The sequence below is a fragment of the Neorhizobium sp. P12A genome, assembly GCF_008365395.1.
Lineage (GTDB): Bacteria > Pseudomonadota > Alphaproteobacteria > Rhizobiales > Rhizobiaceae > Rhizobium.
Window position 1 is genome coordinate 870,702 of the sequence record NZ_QOVX01000001.1, and the last position, 19,120, is coordinate 889,821.

The window sequence follows — 19,120 nt, forward strand, 5'->3', positions numbered from 1 at the left end:
GCCGCAAACATGGCGGCGCTCCTTCGCCGCGGTGGCTATCGGGCAACGGCGGGTGGATTGCGCCTCACCGAATTGAATTCGCAACGGTTTCTGTCTTAGATGCGCTTCATGCATACGCAGGAGAGCACGATGACGTCAGGTATCCATCACATCACGCTGATCACCCGCAAGGTTCAGGCAAATGTCGATTTCTACGTCGGCTTCCTGGGCCTGAGACTCGTCAAGCGCACCGGCGGCTTCGAAGATACCGCCCAGCTCCATCTCTTCTATGGCGATGCTGTCGGTTCTCCCGGCTCGCTGATTACCTTCCTCGTCTGGGAAGACGGCTCCTCCGGGCGATCAGGCATCGGCCAGATCGGCGAGGTTTCGTTGGCGATCGATCCCGGCAGCATCGGCTTCTGGCTCACGCGCGCCCTACGCTTCGGCCTGAAGCCGGAAGGACCGAGCGAGGAATTCGGCGAGCCCGTGCTGCGGCTGAAGGATCCCGACGGCATAATCCTGAAGCTCGTCGGCACCAGCAAGCTGCAGTCGAGCGCACCCTGGGCGAGCGACGGCATCCCGCCGGAAGATGCCATCCGCCGCATCCGCGGCGCCACGCTCTTCACCGAAACGCCGGCGGAAACCCAAGGCTTCGTCGAGCGCTATTTCGGCTATCGCCACGAGGCGACTTCAGGGACGATCAGCCGCCTTGCTTCGCCATCCGGCGATATCGTCGACGTCAGGGACGCGAACGGCTTCTGGGCGAGCGCGCCAGGTACCGGCACCGCCGACCACATCGCCTTCCGTGCCGAAAGCGACGAGCAGATATTGTCGGTTCGACGCGATCTGCAGGGCGCCAATTCCTGGCCGACCAGCATGCATGACCGAAAATATTTCCGCTCTCTCTATGTCCGCGAGCCCGGCCGCATCCTATTCGAGCTGGCGACCGACGCGCCCGGCATGCTGGTCGACGAGAATGAGGCAACGCTCGGCACGCACCTTTTCGTCCCGGGCGAAACGCCGGAAAGCCGCGCCGAACAGACCGTGCTGCTGCCGCAATTCTCGCTGCCCGGCGAGCCGCGGGTGATCTACCGCGAACTGGATTTCGTCCATCGCTTCTTCACGCCTGACGAACCGAACGGACGCACGCTGATCCTGCTGCACGGTTCGGGCGGCAACGAGACGACGGTCATGGCTTTTGCCCACAAGCTCGATCCGCAGGCCATCCTGCTCGGCGCCCGCGGCCGGGCGTCGGAGGAAGGCCTGCCACGCTGGTTCCGCCGCTTCTCCAACTTCGTCTTCGACCAGCCCGACGTCATCGCCGAGGCGCAAGCCTTCGCGGCCTTCGTCGAGGAGGCGATCCGCATCTACGATATCGACCGCGATCGCCTCACTTTCATCGGCTATTCCAACGGCGCCAACCTCATCAACGCCATCCTTTCCCTGCACCCCCACCTGATCCGCCGCGCGGTCCTCTTGCGTTCGCAGCCGGCACTGGAAAACCCGCCAGCATCAGACATGTCCGACGCCGAGGTGCTGGTCATCGCCGGCAGCGAGGACGAGTTCAACCAGCGCACTCCGGCGCTGGTCGAGCAACTCGGCAACGGCGGCGCCAGGCTGCAGCTGGAGACCATCAAGCAGCACCATGGGATCGGCGACGAGGATATCGAGCTTATCCGGGCATGGTTGGAGCGGATCGGCGCCTAGGCGCCGACACGCCGGTCAGTTCTTCGCTAAGCGCCCAGAGCCGCTCCGCATCATTGGGATCGATCGCCCAGGGTGAGACGCCATAGAGCTCCTTGGAATCTGCGGGCAGAGCCGGCGACACGTCGCAATCCTCACAATAGAGGCCGCCCATGCCGTCAAGCTGCGGGCTGGTCGCGCACCAGATCGTGGTCGCCGCTCCCTGCTCCACCGTCTTCATCCGATCGAGAAGGAACGGCGTCAGATTGCCCTCGGCATCGCGGAAACCGATGGCCTGCATGTCCTCGAGCGAAACGTACCGCGTCAGTTCCGTCATGATGACACCAGGATGGACTGAGAACGCACGAACGCCGCGATCCTGCCCGCGCTTGTCGAGGCCGACGGCAAAAAGCGCATTCGCCGTCTTGGCCTGCCCGTAAGCCTTCCAGGCATCATAGGCGCGGCGCTGGTAGTTGGGATCGTCGAAATCGACGCCCGCAAAGCGGTGTCCGCCTGACGAAAGCGCGATGACGCGGGCCTTGCCCGATTTCAGCAGGCTCGGCCAGAGCCGCCCGGCCAGCTGGAAATGTCCAAGATGATTGGTCGCGAACTGCCGTTCGTACCCTCTGGCATCATGAGAGAGCGGCGTCGCCATGACGCCGGCGTTGTTGATCAGCAGATCGACCGCACGACCCGACGCGACGAAGTCGCGAGCAAAAGCGTCGATCGAGGCCGGATCGGCCAGATCGAGCGAGCCGATCTCGATGCGCGGCATGCCATCGAGCGCGGCGCGGGCCTTTTCGACGTCGCGCGCGGGTATGACGACCGTCGCGCCTGCCTTGACGAGCACGCGAACAGTCTCGAGCCCGAGCCCTGCATAACCACCGGTGACAATGGCGAGCTTGCCGGAAAGATCGGTCGCGCCGAGCGCTTCCTCGGCGGTTGTCTTGGGGCCGAAGCCCGATGGAATGGGGTGTTGAAGCATTTGCATGATAGCCTCTTGCGAATGATGCGAAACGGATTTCGTCTCGCCATGCCTAGACCTATCGCGTCAGCCATGGGATGATCCATGCTGCAAAGTCCAATCCAGATGCGCGATCGTCCTAAATGCTACTCCCGGATCCTCTCTCCGATCTTCTGTCGGTACTTTCTGCCCGGACCCTGCTTTCGGCAGCCATTCACACCAAGGCAGACTGGTCGGTGCGCTTCATTTCGGAAGGCGTGAAGTTCAATGCGGTATTGAACGGTTCCTGCTGCCTGATCTCCGAAAGCCTGCCGGAGCCTGTCCATCTTGAAGCTGGAGATTGCTATCTCCTCGTCAATTGCGGAGCCTATATCCTCTGCAGCGATCCGGACCTCACGCCGGTCAAGGCGAGTTCAGTCTTTCGTGAGGACTACACGGCCTCGCTCAATCCCGATGCGCCGGGCGAGACGACCTTCATCGTCGGCGGCCGCATCGTCTTCGACGAGACGGATGCAAGCCTGCTTCTTGACGAGCTTCCGCCGATCCTGCTCATCAGCGGCAAGACGCAGGAGGCCTCGGGCATCCGCTGGATGCTGTCGCGCCTGCGCGACGAGTGGCATGACAGCCGAGCGGGCGGCTCCGTCGCGGCCGACCATCTGGCGCAGCTCCTGATGGTCGAGATTCTCCGCGCCTGGCAGCGCTCTGCCGAGGCACCGGCTGCAAGCTGGCTCCGCGCCATCGGCGACCGCCGCATCGGCGGGGCAATTCGGTTGATGCATGCCGATCCGGCGCGGCAATGGCGGCTGGAGGAACTGGCGGCCTCGATCGGCATGTCGCGCTCGAATTTCGCCCTGCGCTTTCGCGAGCTGGCCGGCCTGTCACCCCTCGACTATCTCGTGAAATGGCGCATGCGTCTCGGAGCCAAGGCCCTGCTCACAAGTCCGGAGCCGGTCTCTGCCATCGCCTATACGCTCGGCTACCAATCCGAAAGCGCCTTCAGCAATGCCTTCAAGCGGGTGACAGGCATCTCGCCGCAGCATTATCGCCGGATGCGCAATGAAAGTTTCCAGCCCGCCGATAAACGAGACATGCCCCGCAACGGCCCGGAGCCGGCGGGACATCCCTCCTCCGGAAACCAGAGCGGATTCTAGCCCCGGAACGTATAGGCTTCGATCGATTCAGGCTTCATTTCGATCGAGAAGCCGGGAAGGGTTGGCGGCATATAGGCCGCGTCCTTGATGATGCAGGGGTCAATGAAATGCTCGTGCAGGTGATCGACATATTCGATCACGCGCCCGTCCTTGGTGCCCGATACAGCGACATAGTCAATCATCGACAGATGCTGCACATATTCACAGAGCCCAACGCCGCCGGCATGCGGCCAGACCGGCAGGCCGTATTTCGCAGCCACCAGCAGTACGGCCAGCACCTCGTTCAATCCGCCCATGCGGCATGAATCGATCTGGACGATATCGATCGCGCCCTCGGCGATGAACTGCTTGAACATGATACGGTTCTGGCACATCTCGCCGGTCGCAACCTTCACCTGGCCGATCGCCTGGCGGATCTTTCGATGGCCGGCGACATCGTCGGGGCTCGTCGGCTCCTCGATGAAGAAGGGTTTGGCGAAGGCGAGCTTGTTCACCCATTCGATCGCCTGGCCGACTTCCCAGACCTGGTTGGCGTCGATCATCAGGTAGCGATCAGGGCCGATCACCTCGCGAGCGATGGTCAGGCGGCGGATATCGTCTTCCAGATCGCGGCCAACCTTCATCTTCACATGGTTGAAGCCGGCATCGATCGCTTCCTGGCAGAGACGGCGCAGCTTGGCGTCGTCATAGCCGAGCCAGCCGGCCGAGGTCGTGTAGCAGGCATAGCCTTCGGCTTCGAGCGTCGCGATGCGCTCGGCCTTGCCGGTCTCAGCCTTCTTGAGGATCGCCACGGCTTCGTCCCGCGTCAGCACGTCAGTCAGATAGCGATAGTCGACGATGTCGGCGATATGCTCGGCATCCATTTCGGCGACAAGGCGCCAGACCGGCTTGCCTGCTTCCTTGGCGAGCAGATCCCAGACGGCGTTGACGACGGCGCCGGTCGCCAGGTGCATCGCGCCCTTTTCCGGGCCGATCCAGCGCAGCTGGCTGTCGCTCGTCAGGTGGCGCCAGTATTTGCCCGGATTTTCGAGAACGGTCGAAAGCTCGGTGCCGATGACGAGATGCGACATCGCCTTGATCGCCATGCAGCAGATGTCGTTGCCGCGGCCGATCGTAAACGTCAGGCCATGGCCCGAGAGCCCAGGCTTGTCGGTATCGAGAATGACGTAGGCGGCCGAATAATCCGGATCGGGGTTCATCGCGTCCGATCCGTCGAGGCTCTGCGACGTCGGGAAACGCAGATCGAAAACGCGAAGGTTGGTGATGCGTGTCATGAGGGTCTCCCTATTCCGGTCCAAATTATTCCAATCCAAACTCACGGCGGATCTTATCATTGTGCTCGCCGACGACAGGCGCCGCCCGCTCCACCTTTGGTCTTACGCCATCGACGCGAACCGGAGAGCGGGTGGTGAGGATGGAAACGCCATCGTCGCGCGTGACAGTCTGCAGCATGTCGAGCGCATTGAAACCGTCGCTCTCAAGCATCTCCTGCCAGTTTAGCACCTTGGCGCACCAGATATCAGCCGGTTCGAGGATCGCCAGCCAATCGTCGATTGTCCCGGTCGCAAGCTTGACCGCGATCAGCCGCTTGATCTCGTCGCGGGCGGTGAACGCCTTGGAAGGATCGTCGCGATAGGGCGCAAGTTCCGGCATCGAAAGCAGATCGGCAAGCTTGGCGATCGGCGTCATCGCGATCGCAAGATATCCGTCCTTGGCCGGATAGACGCCATAGGGCGCAGAAAGATAGGCATGGGCGCTGCGGAAGGAGGAGCGGACCGGCAGCTTGCGGCCGCTGTTCAGATGCGTCGTCAGCACCTCGACCTGGAAATCCACCAGCGCTTCCAACAGGCTCGTCTCGACCAGACCGCCCTTGCCCGTCACCCCACGCCGAACAAGCGCCGCGAGAATGCCCTGCGCCGTCGCCGCACCCGCCAGCATATCGGCGACCGCCAGGCCGAAAGGCACCGGCCCCTGCTCTTCGTCACCGTTCAGCCACATGACGCCCGAGCGCGATTGCGCCAAAAGGTCCTGTCCCGGCCGTTTGACCCAGGGTCCTTCGTCGCCATATCCGCTGATCGAGGCATAGACCAGCCGCGGATTGATCTCCTTGACGGCCTCGTAGTGAAGACCGAGCCGCTCGATCACGCCCGGTCGGAAATTCTGGATCAGCACATCCGCCTTCGAGATGAGTTGCCGCAGCGCCCGCATGTCGTCCTCGTTCTTGAGGTCGACCGCGAAGCTTTCCTTGGAGCGATTGATCGCGTGGAAGATCGTCGAATCATTGCCGATCTCGGAATCGTTGAGGTAGAGCCGCCGGGACAGATCGCCGCCGTCGGGGCGCTCCACCTTGATGACGCGAGCGCCGAGATCCATCAGCCGCAGCGAGCAGTAAGGCCCTGACAGAAACTGGCTCATGTCGATGACGACGAGACCGCTCAGCGGCAATTCATTTTCCTGCGTCATGGCGACTAGCCTCCCTCAAAAAAGCAGAGACATCGGCATTCGGAAGGCAGTTCCGCCCTGTAACCAAGCCGGGACTCTCTGCCCCTAATTTTCTTATGTGAAGATTATTTTCACATATGAGTTATTTTGACAAGCCTGTTGAAACAGCCGGACGCGAAAAAGCCGCCGGCAAATTGCCGACGGCTTGATCAAAAAATCCTGCTATTTCTTACTTGCCCGAAAGCTCTGCCGGCTCGGAATTCGAGGCGCTTGCGGCAATAGCGCCGCCATTGGCAAAGAGACGTTTACGGACGAGAACGCCCATCACTCGGGCCGCAGTGGAGAAAGTCATCTGGTCGAGCGGACCTTCGCCTTCCCAGGGTTTGGTCAATCGTTCGGTCACGGCGCCGACGATGACATTGGGCACGATATCGGTGCAATCGCGCATGGATTCAAAGACGGCACTGATCGGGAGGATCTTGCCCTCAAACGTCACGATCGGCTCTGTCAGTTCTGTATCCCATTCCTCGAACGCATAGAGCGCCTCGCGAAACAGCTCTTGAAGGGTAATTGGGGCATGGCCCTGGTGAAGGGGTGGCAGTACATTCGTCATGGCTGTCTCCTCTCAGATTAGAAGCCTTTAGTCCTCCTATGGCGCCGGGTGCAACACGAGACAAACAACCACCGTCTCACCGGCTTTTAACACTAGAGAGTCTATAGGCTTATGATTTTTTGGGAAGTCCTTTTCTGAATTTTCCTGAATAGTGTATTATTTTCAAATATTTAAAGTTTCAATCACAGACCATTTCGCCCTGTTACGCATAGCGATTGAATGAAATTTCCGGACCAGCGAGGCAATTTCGACAATCGCCGACGACTCAATTATCCACAATATCTATAGAATATTAGTTCTGAATTTCAGCAGTTTCAAAAAGAGTTTTTCCTGTCCTTCGAATACAACGGATGATCCTGCGTCGCGCCAGCCACAACCGTCTGAAATGATCAAAGCGTCAGACAAACACCAAACCTATCCGTGCGAAACAGGAAACATCCATGACGAAAACGTCCAACCCGCGCCTTGCCACGCTCAACCTCACGCGCCGCGCCGGCCTTGCCGCCTTCGCCGCCTCCGCTCTCGTCCTTTTCGGCGTCGGCGCCTCAGCCCCGGCACTCGCCGCCGACAAGACAATCAAGGTTGGAATCATGAGTGGCGAGGACGAGGATGTCTGGCGCGCGGTGACCACAGAGGCCGCCAAGAAAGGCCTCAAGATCGAGACCGTCGTTTTCAACGACTATACCCAGCCGAACGAAGCCCTGGAGCGCGGCGAAGTCGATGCCAACGCCTTTCAGCATCAGCCCTATCTCGACAACCAGATCAAGACGCACGGCTACCATATCGTTCGCGTCGGCTACACCGGCGTCTGGCCGATCGGCCTCTACACCAAGAAGTACAAGTCCGTCGCCGAACTGCCGAAAGGTGCTGTGATCGGCCTGCCCAACGATCCGTCCAACGAAGGCCGTGCGCTTCGCGTGCTTCAGAACGAAGGCGTCATCAAGCTCAAGGCTGGCACCGGCATTCTGGCCACGACCGCCGACATCGTCGAAAACCCGAAGAATGTCGAGATCAAGGAACTCGATGCCGGCATCGTCGGCCGTTCGGTCGATGATCTCGACGCTGCGGTCGTCAACACGGACTGGGCGCTGAAGAGCGGCCTTTCGGACAAGGACCGTATCGCGCAGGAACCGGTCGCCGATAATCCCTACCGCAATTTCATCGCCGTCAAGCAGGGCAACGAAAACCAGGATTGGGTGAAGACGCTGGTCGCCTCCTACCAGAACGACGCGGTCAAGGCGGTGTTCGACAAGGTCTACAAGGGCACGGGCATCAGCGCCTACTAAGCATCGGTTCGCGCGCTGGGGGGCAGCGCAGGGCATCGGGGCGGCCTGGGCATCGGATGCCTGGGCCGCCTTCGGTGTTGGGCGCGATACTTCGATAGCTGGATACCCTGGCGCCAGAAAGGACAGACATGAATTCCATCGTCACCGCCTCCGCAATTAAGGGAAATTCCTCCCCCGGCGAGCGCCAGAAGGACGACATCGTCCGCCTCATCGATGTTCGCCGCCGCTTCGGCAGGACCGCGGCACTTGACGGCATCACCTTCAGCGCCCGGCGCGGAGAGATCGTCGGCATCATCGGTCGAAGCGGTGCCGGCAAGTCTACGTTGATCCGCTGCCTGAACGGGCTGGAGCGGGCCGATTCCGGCGAGATCCACATCGAGGGACGCAACATTACCGGCCTAGCGGAGCGCGACCTTCAGCCGCTTCGTCGTCGCATCGGCATGATCTTCCAGCATTTCAATCTGCTCTCGGCCAAGACGGTCGAGGAAAATGTCGCCCTGCCGCTGAAGATCGAAGGTGTTGCGAAAGCCGAACGTCTTAAACGAGCGCATGAACTGCTCGATCTCGTCGGGCTCTCGGACAAGGCCAAGGCCTATCCGGCAGAACTTTCCGGCGGCCAGAAACAGCGCGTCGGCATTGCCCGCGCGCTTGCTGCCCGCCCTGCCCTGTTGCTATCCGACGAAGCGACTTCGGCGCTCGATCCCGAGACGACGCGTTCGATCCTGGCGCTCCTTAGGGATATCAACCGCAAGCTTGGCCTCACCATTCTCCTGATCACTCACGAGATGGAAGTGGTGCGCGGCATCGCCGATCGCGTCGCCGTCATCGACGCCGGGCGGATCGTCGAGGAAGGCCCGGTCTGGTCCGTCTTCGCCAACCCGCAAACGCCGATCACGGCAAGCCTGCTGAGCGGCATCCGCCCGCAGCTTCCAGAGCATATCGCCGCCCGCCTTTCGCAGACTGGCGGCACCGAAGCGATCCTCAGCGTCGATCTCGCCGGCCCGGATGCACAAGGGGCAGTCTTCTCCGACCTTTCGGCCGCCCTGCCGCATTCCTTCCGCCTCGTCCACGGCGGCATCGACCATATTCAGAACCAGCCGGTCGCCCGCTTTTTCATCGCCGTCCCCGCACGCGATGCAGCACTTGCCGGCCGCGTACAACAATTTCTTGAAGCCCGGTCCGCCCGGGTGGAGGTGCTGGGCTATGACACCGATCATGCTTGAAATGCTGCTTCGATCCCTTTGGGAAACGATCCTGATGACCGGTGCATCCGGCCTCATCTCGCTGGTCGCCGGCCTGCCGCTCGGCCTCGCGCTCGTCGTGACCGCACGCGGCGGCATAGCGGAGCATCTCTGGATCAATCGCGTCCTTGGCGCCGTCATCAACGGCTTCCGCTCCGTGCCCTTCATCATCCTGCTTGTCGCGCTGATACCGTTGACGCGACTGATCGTCGGAACCGCGATCGGCACATGGGCAGCCATCGTCCCGCTCGCGATCGCGGCGACGCCTTACTATGCCCGCATCGCAGAAGTCTCGCTGCGCGAAGTCGATCGCGGCCTGATCGACGCGGTGCGCGCCATGGGCGGCAATCGCTGGACGATCATTCGCGAGGTGCTGGTGCCCGAAGCCCTGCCCGGCATTGTCGCGGGCTTCACCGTGACGCTGGTGACCCTGATCGGCGCCTCGGCCATGGCCGGCGCGATCGGCGCCGGCGGCCTTGGCGATCTTGCCATCCGCTATGGCTACCAGCGCTTCGAGACCAATGTCATGATCGCTGTCGTCATCGTCCTGATCATTCTGGTCTGCGGCATGCAATGGCTCGGCGACCGCCTGGTCGCCCGCCTCGATCATCGGGCCTGATCCGGCGCTCTATCCCAGCCGATGAACGGCTGCCGGATGCGATGACGGCAGCCGGCCATTATCCCTGCCGAAGATCTTCTGGCGCATCGGACCTTCATTATAGTCGGCCTTGAACAGGCCGCGTTCCTGTAGGACGGGAATGACGAGATCGACGAAATCGCGCAGGCTTTCCGGCGCCACCGTGCGGGCAAGATTGAAGCCGTCGATACCGCTTTCCTCCACCCAGGCCTGAAGATAATCCGCAACCTGTTCGGCAGAGCCGACGATGGGCTTCATGCGGCTGCCGAGCACCATCTGGTCGATGATCTGGCGCGGCGTCATCGGCGGTTTGCCGGCCTTGCCGGTGACATTGGCAAGCGCCGCCTGCTGCGCATTGCTCGTCTGATCGACGATCGGCTCGTCCATGCCGAACTTGGAGAGGTCGACGCCGATGGAGCTGGAATAATGGGCCAGCGACGCCTCGACGCTGGCATGGCGGCGATAGTCCTCGAGCTTGTCCTGCGCTTCCTTTTCCGTGCGCCCCACAACGGCCGTGACGAGGCTGAGGACGCGCAGATCGTCTACCCCGCGCCCGAAATCAACCGCACGCCCACGTAGAGCCTCTACCGTCGAGCGCGCTGCCTGCGCCGAAGGCCCAGCAATGAAGACGCATTCGGCATGGCGGGCGGCAAAATCCTGGCCTCGCGCCGAAGCACCGGCCTGGAAGAGCAGAGGCGTGCGCTGTGGCGAAGGCTCGCTCAGATGGATGCCTTCCATGCGGTAATGTTTGCCCTCGTGCTTTACGGCGCGCACCTTGGAGGGATCGGCAAAGACGCCGCCTGCCTTGTCGCGGAGCACGGCATCGTCGTCCCAGCTTCCCTCCCAGAGCTTGTAGAGCACCTCCAGGTATTCTTCCGCGGCATCGTAGCGGGCGTCATGATCCGGCTGGCGGTCAAAGCCCATGCTGCGCGCGGCGCTGTCGAGATAGCCAGTGACAATGTTCCAGCCGATTCGTCCCTTCGTCAGATGATCGAGCGTCGACATGCGCCGCGCAAACAGGAAGGGTGCTTCGTAGCTGGTATTGACGGTGACGCCGAAGCCGAGATGCGTCGTTGCATAGGCCATGGCCGAGATCGGAATGATCGGATCATTGACCGGTATCTGCGCGGCCGTCTGGATGACCGTATCCGGGCTCCCCTTGTAGACATCGTAGACGCCGACGATATCGGCCAGAAAGATGCCGTCCAGCTTACCGCGCTCGGCAGTCCGGGCGAAGTCGACCCAATAGTCCAGATCCGTATAGTTGAGCGACATGTCCCGCGGATGCGTCCACAGGCCATGATTGATGTGGCCGATACAATTCATGTCAAAGGCATAGATCTGCATTGGGTCCAGTCGCTCTTTCGCCGGTGAGTTGGAGCGACATTTCTTCCCGCTGTCCTCCCTTCGTCAAGTGCTTTCGACTTCTGCACCCTGAGGTTTAGGAGCAAGCCTCATGGCGAAGCTGCAAAGAGCTTCTGTTCGGCCTCGATAGTCGCGACGGCCGCCTTTGCGGCATCGCGCAGCCAGTCGCCGTCCCGCTGGCGAAGGTCGCTGAGGATCGCGTGGGTCTGGGCCGCATCGCCAACATGACAATTGGCGATCTCGAAGCCCATCAGATCAAGCATCTGCGAAGACAACAGCGTGGAAGGATCGTTCTTCACTTCGATCTTGCGGCTATTGGGCGAGAGCCGGCGAACAAGGACCGTGCCGATCAGCTTGTATTCCGGATCCGGCGAGCGGGCCGCACCGTCCGCGATCACGGCCGCATGGATCGCAGTATCGCGCGGGTCGTGAGGGAGCGACCAGGCCGACTGCAGCAGGGATTTCGACTCGCGAAGCAAGGGTCCGCCTCGCCATTCCACCTGCACCACGAAGCGCGGACGGCCGAGACTTCCCGTTCCCGCCGTCCGCGGCATCGCGACGATCGCGGTAGCCGGCTCCGGCAAGGACGAGCGAAGTGCCTGCAGATGCGGCGGCGGCACGGGTCTCGCGTCCGGCTTCAGTTCCTCGAATTTCTGCCAGAAATCCTCGCGCTCGGAATTCGGCAGCAGGACGGTATTGCGCAGCCATTTATGATCGCGCTCGAGGATGATCGGCGATGGAGCGGCAAGGCCGCGCCGATAACCGCCAAGGATGCTGTCGCAGATATCGTGGGAGGAAGGAATGTCCCCCTCCCGCGCCAGTATTGCGCTGGCCGCCAGGCGCACGAGATCCAGCGCATAGGGCATGACCGCCGCATCGTCGAAATCATTGGCGCCCCAGACAAGCCGTCCCTCCGCGTCGCGCCATGTTCCGAAGTTTTCGAGATGCGTATCGCCGATCGCAAGAAGCTTGGGCGCCGAGGCAAGTTGCGGACAGATATCAAGGATCGTTTCGCTCCACCGCCAATAGGTGGCGCGCAGGAAGGCAAAACTGCTGTCCCGCATCCTGGCGTGTTTTTTCTGCAGATCGGCTTCAACCAGATCGTTGCCGAGTTGCGCCCGCAACCATGCCTCGTAATTATGCGTCGATTGTACGATCGTCAGCATCCGTTTGGCCCTTGGAGGTTAGACCCGTCCTGCAATACGAACTTATAATCGCAAAAAGCATTCCTATATACGCATGGAACAATCTTTCTGCCCAAGGACAGGAAAACAATGCTTCGCACCGTTCCGCGTATCGCCCAGATCGCAGCCATCGCCGCACTGACGCTCGCCTCCGTCGTCGCGACTTTCGACAGCGCCGAGGCACGCAGGGCCGGAGGCTTTGGCGGCGGCTTCGGCAGCCGTGGGGCGCGCACCTTCCAGGCGCCGCCGGTCACCAATACCGCTCCGACGCAGGCAGCCCCGATCAATCGCTCGATGACGCAGCAACCCAGCGTCGCCACCCAGTCTCCGCTCGGCGCGCAGCCGAGGCCTGGCTTCTTCAATGGTGGCTTCGGCCGATCCATGATTGGCGGCCTGATCGCCGGCGGCTTGCTCGGCATGCTGATCGGTCATGGCTTCGGCGGCGGTTTCGGCTTCCTCGGCATGCTGCTGCAGATCGTGCTGCTTGTCTGGGCCGCATCCTTCGTCTTTCGCCTGTTCGCAAACCGCCAGGGCTCGGCTTCATCGGCCTCCGGGGGCGGCCAGAGCTACAATATGAGCCCGCCGCAGCCTTCGCAGCGGCCCTCCTTCGGCATTCCCGCGATCGGTGGCGGCGCAGCCGCGAACACGCAGCCGCGCAACGCCCGCGCGAATGACGAAATCGGCCTGAGCCAGCGCGACCTGGATCGCTTCGAACAATTGCTGACGGAAATCCAGACCGCCTATGGCATGGAGGATTACGGCCGGCTGCGCACGTTGACGACGCCGGAGGCCATGTCCTATCTCGCCGAAGAACTCGGGGAAAACGCAACCCGCGGGGTCCGCAACAGCGTCTCGAACGTTCACCTGCTGCAGGGTGACATCGCCGAGGCTTGGCGTGAGAACAGCGGCGAGTACGCCACCCTTGCCATGCGCTATTCCAGCATCGACGCGATGGTGGACCGCAACACCGGCCGCCTCGTCGATGGCGACGACCATAACGCGTCCGAGACGACTGAAATCTGGACCTTCGTCCGCCGCCCCGGCTCCGAATGGAAGCTTTCCGCCATTCAGGGCGTCGATCGTCACGCAGCCCGAGTTTCAGAGGCTTAGGGGTCCGGTCGATTTGACCTCTGCCCGGACATTTCTTGAAGCTTGAAACGTCCTGCGTAAAACGTGGGGCGTTTCGAACCGAATCTGCGTGAAAGCTCCTTGACAACGGCCACGTGCCCGGATTTTAATCAAGCTCGCAGATTAGGCATGCGCCGGCTGCAATCACATGACTTCGATAGTCGCCGGGCAGTTTCGCCTCATGACGCCCCATCGCTCGATGGGATCCGCGTCGTGAGGTTTTTCGTTTTAGAGCAGCTGATGAATGACGCGCTGAAGATCGGCATCCTTTATTCCACCACCGGGCCTTACGGCTCGATGGGCCGTGATGCGCGCGACGGCGCACTGTTCGCCATCGAGGAGCTGACGGCGGCCGGAAAGCGCATCGAACCCGTCTTCATCGATCCGCACGCCAACATTCCCGCCTATCTCGAAGCCGCCAAGCACATGCTGCGCAACGCCGGTTGCCGCCATATCGTCGGCACGATCACCTCGGCCGCGCGCAAGGAGGTGATCCCGCTCGTCGAAAAGCATGACGGCCTTCTGTGGTACATGTGCCCCTACGAAGGGTTCGAGGCCAACGAGAACGTGATCTATGTCGGCGGATGCCCGAACCAGCATCTTCTGCCGCTCTTCGACCATCTGCTTCCCGGCTACGGCAAGCGCCCCTATCTCGTCGGCGCCAACTACGTCTGGGGCTGGGAGATGAACCGGCTGGCCCGCGAACTCATCACCAATGCCGGCGGCGAAGTGCTGGGCGAACGCTATTTGCCCTTGGAAGAGACATCGGTCGAGCGCATCGTCGCGGATATCGAACAGCGCCGCCCAAGCTTCATCCTCAACAATCTGATCGGACCGTCGAGCTATGCCTTCCTGGAGGCGATCAAGGCGCTCGGCGAGCGCGACCAAGCCTTTTCGGCGGAAAACTGCCCCGTCGTCAGCTGCGACCTGATGGAATGCGAGCTCGACGACATCAAGGCTGGAGCCGCTACTGGCCAGCTCTGCGCGGCTTCCTATTTCGATAGCGTCGATTCCGCGGAAAACCTTGCCTTCAAGGCACGGGTGGAAGCGCAATATGGTCCCGATCGCCGCGTTTCCAGCATATTTGCCAGCGCCTATACCGCCGTGAAGCTCTGCGCCGAGGCGATCCTTGCCGCCGGCAGCGACGAGCCGCAGGCCGTCCGCCGCGAACTCTACGCGTCATCCTGGCCGAGCCTCTTCGGCCCGCTTGCCATCGACGCGGAAACCAATCACGCGGCGCTGCCGTTTCATCTCGGTCGGATCAACGCCGAGAACGGCTTCGACGTCATCGCCTCGCGACCGGCACTGGCAGCCGACCCCTACCTGACCGGCAAACGCGGACGTGCGAGCCCGAAATTGCGGGTGGTTTCATGAGAGAGACACCGAACTTCGCGGGCTGGAACGCGATCATCCTCCACCGTGAGGACAGCAATACCGAACGCCTGATCCGCCAGCTCAAGCTGCTGGGCCTGCGCCCGTCGGTGCAGTGGAAGCCGATCGAGGCGGCCGCACTTCCCGACATGGTCATCGTCGATGCCGACCAGGGCTGGGACGATCTCCTGCCCTGGCGCGGCACAAATCCGCCGATCCCCGTCGTCGCCCTTCTCGGCTCCGAAGCGCCGGGCCGCATCGCCTGGGCGCTGGAACAGGGCGCAAGCGCCATCGTCGCCAAGCCCGTTGCCGCCTCTGCCGTCTATCCGGCACTCGTCATGGCGCTCTCGATCCACGAGGAACGGAAGGCCGCCACGGAAAAATTGCAATATCTGGAAGAGCGTATCCGCCTGCGGCCCCTGGTCTATGCCGCCGTCCAGAAGATCATGGAGCAGCACAAGGTGGATGAAGAGCGTGCCTACAGCATCCTGCGCCAATGCGCGATGCGTCGTCGCCTGCCGATGGAGCAACTATCGGCCTTTATTCTTGGCGGGGCAGAGCCGCTGCCGGAGGCAGGCTGATGCGCGTCCTGAAATCCATGTTGCGCCAGCCGGCGGCGGTCTTCGGCCTGATCGTCGTCATCCTCGTCGTCGCAATGGCAATCGCCGCACCACTGATCGCCCCTTTCAGCCCAGATGAGCAGATCGCCGACGGCCTCTCGCTCGAAGGCGCGCCGCTGCCGCCCGGCCATGAATTCCTGCTCGGCACCGACACGCTAGGCCGCGATCTCTTTTCGCGCCTGCTCTTCGGCGCGCGCACTTCGCTCGTCATCGGCCTCGTCGCCAACGGCGTCGCCGTCGCAATCGGCCTCTTCATCGGCATCCTTGCCGGCTATATCAGAGGCTTTGTCGGCAATCTGCTGATGCGCTTCACCGACCTGATGATGGCCTTCCCCGCCCTGCTGCTAGCCATCGTGCTGGCTGCCCTGCTGAAGCCGAGTCTCTGGATCGTCGCGCTGGTCATCGCGCTGGTGAACTGGGTGCAGGTGGCGCGCATCGTCTATACCGAGACCCGTGGCCTCGTGGAGCGTGACTTTATCATGGCCGAGCGCTCGCTCGGGGCCGGCCATTTCCGCATTCTCTTCAAGCACATCCTGCCGCATTTGATGCCGACGGCGATCGTCTGGGGCACGCTCGGCATCGCAACGACCGTGCTGCTCGAAGCGACCCTTTCCTTCCTCGGCATCGGCGTGCAGCCGCCGGATGCTTCCTGGGGCAATATCATCTTCGACAACCAGACCTATTTCCAGGATGCGCCCTGGCTCGTCTTCATCCCCGGCGCCGTCATTCTCCTGACCGCCCTCTCCTTCAATCTGGTCGGCGATGCGCTCCGCGATATCCTTGATCCGACCCAGCGCGGGAGGGGCTGATGATAGCAGTCATCCTTCGCCGCCTCGTGCAATCGGTGCTGATCCTGCTCGGGGTCGCCGCGATCACCTTCCTGCTGCTCTATGCGCTTCCCGCCGACCCAGCCGTATTGATCGCCGGCCGCAGCGCCACGCCGCAGATGGTAGCCAACATCCGCCATGAACTCGGCCTCGACCAGCCGCTGCTCATGCAGTTCCTGCACTATCTCATCAATCTCGTGCATGGAGATCTCGGCCGCTCCTACACCCAGCGAACCGCGGTCCTGCCGCTGATCCTTGCCCGCCTGCCGGCAACGCTGATCCTGATGGCTGCAGGTATCGTCGTCGAAGTCGTGCTCGGCCTGACCTTCGGCATCATCGCCGCCATCAGGCGCGGCGGGCTTGTCGACCGCACGGTCATGATGCTCTCTTTTGTCGGCGTTTCCTCGCCGCAATTCGTCGTCGCGTTGCTGTTGCTCTACGTCTTTGCCGCCACTCTCGGCTGGTTTCCGATGTCGGGCTTCGGCACCCCGGCCCATGTGGTGCTGCCGGCAACCACCCTCGGCGTCCTCGGCGCCGGCTGGTATGCCCGCATGGTCCGCTCTGCAATGATCGATGTCCTGAACCACGACTATGTCCGCACGGCCCGCGCCAAGGGCCTCTCAGGTCGCCGCATCATCTTCCGCCATGTCCTGCCGAACGCCATCCTGCCGATCATCGCCATGATCGGCATCGATATCGGCCAGTTCATGAGCGGCGTGGTCGTCGTCGAGGCCGTCTACGGCTGGCCCGGCATCGGCCAGCTTGCCTGGCAGGCGATCCAGCAGGTGGACATCCCGATCATCATGGGCGTGACCCTGATCTCCGCCCTCGCCATCGTCCTCGGCAACTTAGCTGCCGATGTCATTGCCCCGTTCATCGACCCGCGCATCCGCGCGCAATAACCAAGCAAAAGCAAAACCTCAGAGGAGCATTTGATGACCAACGGATTTCTAAAACGCGCGGCACTTGCCGCCATGCTCGCCACGAGTTCGCTCGTGCCGGCCGTCGTCGCTCACGCAGCCGACGAAGCTGCCCCCGGCGCCAAGATCATCGTCACCTACAAGGACGATATCGCCACCCTCGACCCCGCCATCGGTTACGACTGGCAGAACTGGTCGATGATCAACGCCATGTTTTCGCGCCTCGTCGACTATCCGGCGGGCACAGCCGACCTGAAGCCTTCGCTCGCCGAGAGCTACACCGTTTCGGACGATGGCAAGACCTATACGTTCAAGCTGCGCGACGGTGTGAAGTTCACCAACGGCCGCCCGTTGGTTGCGTCGGATGTCAAATATTCGATCGAGCGTACCGTCAACCCGAAGACGCAAAGCCCGGGCGCCGGCTTCTACCACTCAATATCAGGCTATGATGCGATGATCGGCGGTAAGGCGGATTCGCTCGACGGCGTGAAGGTCGTCGACGACCACACCGTCGAATTCACGCTGACCCAGCCGGATGCGACCTTCCTCAACGATCTCGCGCTCAATTTCGCCTCGATCGTTCCGAAGGAAGCCGTCGACGCCGCCGGTGGCGATTTCGGCAAGAAGCCGGTTGGATCGGGCGCCTTCATCCTTAAGGAATGGACCGTCGGCCAGCGCCTCGTCTTCGAAAAGAACCCGGATTACTTCGTCAAGGATCGTCCGCGCATCGATGGCTACACCGTCGAAATCGGCCAGGAGCCGCTGGTCGCTCTGCTGCGCCTGCAGAAGGGTGAGGTCGATATCGCCGGCGACGGCATCCCGCCGGCCAAGTACCTCGAAATGAAGAAGTCCAAGGACTTCGAAGGCATGATCGTCGACCGCCAGCAGCTCGAGACGAGCTACGTGACGCTCAATACGCAGGTGAAGCCCTTCGACAACGTCAAGGTCCGCCAGGCCGTCAACATGGCGATCAACAAGGATCGCATCATCCGCATCATCAACGGCCGCGCCGTACCGGCAAACCAGGTGCTGCCGCCGCTGATGGCCGGCTACGACAAGGACTACAAGGGCTATGCCTATGACGTCGCCAAGGCCAAGGCACTGCTCGCCGAAGCCGGCCTGAAGGATGGCTTCACGACCGAGCTCTACACATCCAACACCGATCCGCAGCCGCGCATCGCCCAGGCGATCCAGCAGGATCTGGCCGCGATCGGCATCAAGGCCGAGATCAAGGCGCTCGCCAACCCGAACGTGATCGCCGCAGGCGGCACGCAGGGCCAGGCGGCAATGGTCTGGTCGGGCGGTCTCGGCTGGATTGCCGACTTCCCGGATCCGTCCGACTTCTACGGGCCGATCCTCTCCTGCTCCAGCGCGGTCGCCGGCGGCTGGAACTGGTCGTGGTATTGCAACAAGGACATGGAGCCGCGCGCCCAGGCCGCAGACGCCCTGCCGCTTCCGGCGAAGGCAACCGAGCGCAACGCCGAATGGGGCAAGATCTTCACGGAAATCCAGGAAAAGGATGCACCGTGGATCCCCGTATTCAACGAGCGCCGCGTGGTCGCAAAGTCTAAGCGCATGGGCGGTGAAGACCAGATCTACATCGATCCGACCCGCGTCATCGATTACGACGCGATCTACGTGAAGAAGTAAGTCTGGATTGCGCGGCAGCCCCTCATCCGGCTGCCGCCACCTTCTCCCCGCAAGCGGGG

The 19,120-nt window shown here is 62.1% G+C and carries 17 protein-coding genes; 11 read left to right on the forward strand and 6 right to left on the reverse strand.

All coding sequences use genetic code 11. The annotated features are described in order from the left end of the window. Positions 1 to 129: 129 nt before the first annotated feature. Complete coding sequence (locus DTW90_RS04155; RefSeq protein WP_149336581.1) at positions 130 to 1,686, forward strand: VOC family protein; 1,557 nt, start codon at positions 130 to 132, stop codon at positions 1,684 to 1,686. Here DTW90_RS04155 and DTW90_RS04160 read toward each other — a convergent pair. Next, positions 1,652 to 2,653, reverse strand: coding sequence for an oxidoreductase (locus DTW90_RS04160; protein ID WP_149336582.1), 1,002 nt, complete (start codon positions 2,651 to 2,653; stop codon positions 1,652 to 1,654). The two genes, DTW90_RS04155 and DTW90_RS04160, sit on opposite strands and share 35 nt — an antisense overlap. Positions 2,654 to 2,769: 116 nt before the next feature. On the opposite strand from DTW90_RS04160, the gene DTW90_RS04165 reads away from it, so the two are divergent. Continuing rightward, on the forward strand, positions 2,770 to 3,777 hold the full coding sequence (locus DTW90_RS04165; RefSeq protein ID WP_149336584.1) for an AraC family transcriptional regulator: 1,008 nt from the start codon (positions 2,770 to 2,772) through the stop codon (positions 3,775 to 3,777). On the opposite strand, the gene DTW90_RS04170 is transcribed toward DTW90_RS04165, so the two are convergent. The 3 genes from DTW90_RS04170 to DTW90_RS04180 form a co-directional block, all read right to left on the reverse strand. Beyond that, positions 3,774 to 5,051 (reverse strand): L-fuconate dehydratase, encoded by a 1,278-nt coding sequence (locus tag DTW90_RS04170; RefSeq protein WP_149336586.1) that lies wholly within the window; start codon positions 5,049 to 5,051, stop codon positions 3,774 to 3,776. The two genes, DTW90_RS04165 and DTW90_RS04170, sit on opposite strands and share 4 nt — an antisense overlap. Positions 5,052 to 5,076: 25 nt before the next feature. Beyond that, on the reverse strand, positions 5,077 to 6,240 hold the full coding sequence (locus DTW90_RS04175) for a CaiB/BaiF CoA-transferase family protein (RefSeq protein ID WP_149336588.1): 1,164 nt from the start codon (positions 6,238 to 6,240) through the stop codon (positions 5,077 to 5,079). A 208-nt stretch (positions 6,241 to 6,448) separates the two neighbouring features. Beyond that, positions 6,449 to 6,832 carry a hypothetical protein gene (locus DTW90_RS04180; RefSeq protein WP_132518437.1) on the reverse strand — a complete coding sequence of 128 codons (384 nt, stop codon included), beginning with the start codon at positions 6,830 to 6,832 and terminating at the stop codon, positions 6,449 to 6,451. A gap of 440 nt (positions 6,833 to 7,272) precedes the next feature. Between DTW90_RS04180 and DTW90_RS04185 the strand changes: the two genes are divergently transcribed. The 3 genes from DTW90_RS04185 (at position 7,273) to DTW90_RS04195 (ending at position 9,978) form a co-directional block, all read left to right on the forward strand. Further along, entirely contained in the window at positions 7,273 to 8,118 is an 846-nt protein-coding gene (locus DTW90_RS04185) for a MetQ/NlpA family lipoprotein (RefSeq protein WP_149336590.1), read from the forward strand. 128 nt (positions 8,119 to 8,246) lie between these two features. Then, positions 8,247 to 9,341 (forward strand): methionine ABC transporter ATP-binding protein, encoded by a 1,095-nt coding sequence (locus tag DTW90_RS04190; RefSeq protein WP_149336592.1) that lies wholly within the window; start codon positions 8,247 to 8,249, stop codon positions 9,339 to 9,341. Further along, complete coding sequence (locus tag DTW90_RS04195) at positions 9,322 to 9,978, forward strand: methionine ABC transporter permease (protein WP_132518431.1); 657 nt, start codon at positions 9,322 to 9,324, stop codon at positions 9,976 to 9,978. Before DTW90_RS04190 ends, DTW90_RS04195 begins: the two co-directional genes overlap by 20 nt. 9 nt (positions 9,979 to 9,987) lie before the next feature. Here DTW90_RS04195 and DTW90_RS04200 read toward each other — a convergent pair whose 3' ends face one another. Beyond that, positions 9,988 to 11,352: an LLM class flavin-dependent oxidoreductase gene (locus DTW90_RS04200; protein WP_149336594.1), complete on the reverse strand. Its 1,365-nt coding sequence runs from the start codon at positions 11,350 to 11,352 to the stop codon at positions 9,988 to 9,990. 98 nt (positions 11,353 to 11,450) lie between these two features. Beyond that, positions 11,451 to 12,527, reverse strand: coding sequence for a DUF2252 family protein (locus DTW90_RS04205; protein ID WP_149336596.1), 1,077 nt, complete (start codon positions 12,525 to 12,527; stop codon positions 11,451 to 11,453). Between the two features lie 108 nt (positions 12,528 to 12,635). Here DTW90_RS04205 and DTW90_RS04210 point away from each other — a divergent pair, with 108 nt between their 5' ends. The 6 genes from DTW90_RS04210 to DTW90_RS04235 all read left to right on the forward strand — a co-directional run bounded on the left by DTW90_RS04210 (position 12,636) and on the right by DTW90_RS04235 (position 19,061). Further along, the gene (locus tag DTW90_RS04210; protein ID WP_149336598.1) at positions 12,636 to 13,655 is read left to right on the forward strand and encodes a Tim44 domain-containing protein; all 1,020 of its coding nucleotides are present in this window, start codon (positions 12,636 to 12,638) and stop codon (positions 13,653 to 13,655) included. A gap of 258 nt (positions 13,656 to 13,913) precedes the next feature. Further along, positions 13,914 to 15,047, forward strand: coding sequence for a transporter substrate-binding domain-containing protein (locus tag DTW90_RS04215; protein WP_149336600.1), 1,134 nt, complete (start codon positions 13,914 to 13,916; stop codon positions 15,045 to 15,047). Next, positions 15,044 to 15,625 carry an ANTAR domain-containing protein gene (locus DTW90_RS04220; protein ID WP_132518422.1) on the forward strand — a complete coding sequence of 194 codons (582 nt, stop codon included), beginning with the start codon at positions 15,044 to 15,046 and terminating at the stop codon, positions 15,623 to 15,625. Before DTW90_RS04215 ends, DTW90_RS04220 begins: the two co-directional genes overlap by 4 nt. Beyond that, positions 15,625 to 16,473, forward strand: a complete 849-nt coding sequence (locus DTW90_RS04225) for an ABC transporter permease (RefSeq protein ID WP_132518420.1) — start codon at positions 15,625 to 15,627, stop codon at positions 16,471 to 16,473. Before DTW90_RS04220 ends, DTW90_RS04225 begins: the two co-directional genes overlap by 1 nt. Beyond that, entirely contained in the window at positions 16,473 to 17,393 is a 921-nt protein-coding gene (locus tag DTW90_RS04230) for an ABC transporter permease (RefSeq protein WP_149336602.1), read from the forward strand. Before DTW90_RS04225 ends, DTW90_RS04230 begins: the two co-directional genes overlap by 1 nt. A 33-nt stretch (positions 17,394 to 17,426) precedes the next feature. Further along, the gene (locus DTW90_RS04235; RefSeq protein WP_149336604.1) at positions 17,427 to 19,061 is read left to right on the forward strand and encodes an ABC transporter substrate-binding protein; all 1,635 of its coding nucleotides are present in this window, start codon (positions 17,427 to 17,429) and stop codon (positions 19,059 to 19,061) included. Positions 19,062 to 19,120: the final 59 nt, after the last annotated feature.

What these genes read in the sequence shown, in the direction of transcription:
- DTW90_RS04215 (WP_149336600.1), top strand. Translation starts at nt 13,914, where the DNA reads ATGAATGACGCGCTGAAGATCGGCATCCTTTATTCCACCACCGGGCCT.
- DTW90_RS04155 (WP_149336581.1), top strand. Translation starts at nt 130, where the DNA reads ATGACGTCAGGTATCCATCACATCACGCTGATCACCCGCAAGGTTCAG.
- DTW90_RS04190 (WP_149336592.1), top strand. Translation starts at nt 8,247, where the DNA reads ATGAATTCCATCGTCACCGCCTCCGCAATTAAGGGAAATTCCTCCCCC.
- DTW90_RS04175 (WP_149336588.1), bottom strand. Translation starts at nt 6,240, where the DNA reads ATGACGCAGGAAAATGAATTGCCGCTGAGCGGTCTCGTCGTCATCGAC.
- DTW90_RS04160 (WP_149336582.1), bottom strand. Translation starts at nt 2,653, where the DNA reads ATGCAAATGCTTCAACACCCCATTCCATCGGGCTTCGGCCCCAAGACA.
- DTW90_RS04225 (WP_132518420.1), top strand. Translation starts at nt 15,625, where the DNA reads ATGCGCGTCCTGAAATCCATGTTGCGCCAGCCGGCGGCGGTCTTCGGC.
- DTW90_RS04230 (WP_149336602.1), top strand. Translation starts at nt 16,473, where the DNA reads ATGATAGCAGTCATCCTTCGCCGCCTCGTGCAATCGGTGCTGATCCTG.
- DTW90_RS04210 (WP_149336598.1), top strand. Translation starts at nt 12,636, where the DNA reads ATGCTTCGCACCGTTCCGCGTATCGCCCAGATCGCAGCCATCGCCGCA.
- DTW90_RS04170 (WP_149336586.1), bottom strand. Translation starts at nt 5,051, where the DNA reads ATGACACGCATCACCAACCTTCGCGTTTTCGATCTGCGTTTCCCGACG.
- DTW90_RS04165 (WP_149336584.1), top strand. Translation starts at nt 2,770, where the DNA reads ATGCTACTCCCGGATCCTCTCTCCGATCTTCTGTCGGTACTTTCTGCC.
- DTW90_RS04235 (WP_149336604.1), top strand. Translation starts at nt 17,427, where the DNA reads ATGACCAACGGATTTCTAAAACGCGCGGCACTTGCCGCCATGCTCGCC.
- DTW90_RS04205 (WP_149336596.1), bottom strand. Translation starts at nt 12,527, where the DNA reads ATGCTGACGATCGTACAATCGACGCATAATTACGAGGCATGGTTGCGG.
- DTW90_RS04180 (WP_132518437.1), bottom strand. Translation starts at nt 6,832, where the DNA reads ATGACGAATGTACTGCCACCCCTTCACCAGGGCCATGCCCCAATTACC.
- DTW90_RS04220 (WP_132518422.1), top strand. Translation starts at nt 15,044, where the DNA reads ATGAGAGAGACACCGAACTTCGCGGGCTGGAACGCGATCATCCTCCAC.
- DTW90_RS04185 (WP_149336590.1), top strand. Translation starts at nt 7,273, where the DNA reads ATGACGAAAACGTCCAACCCGCGCCTTGCCACGCTCAACCTCACGCGC.
- DTW90_RS04195 (WP_132518431.1), top strand. Translation starts at nt 9,322, where the DNA reads ATGACACCGATCATGCTTGAAATGCTGCTTCGATCCCTTTGGGAAACG.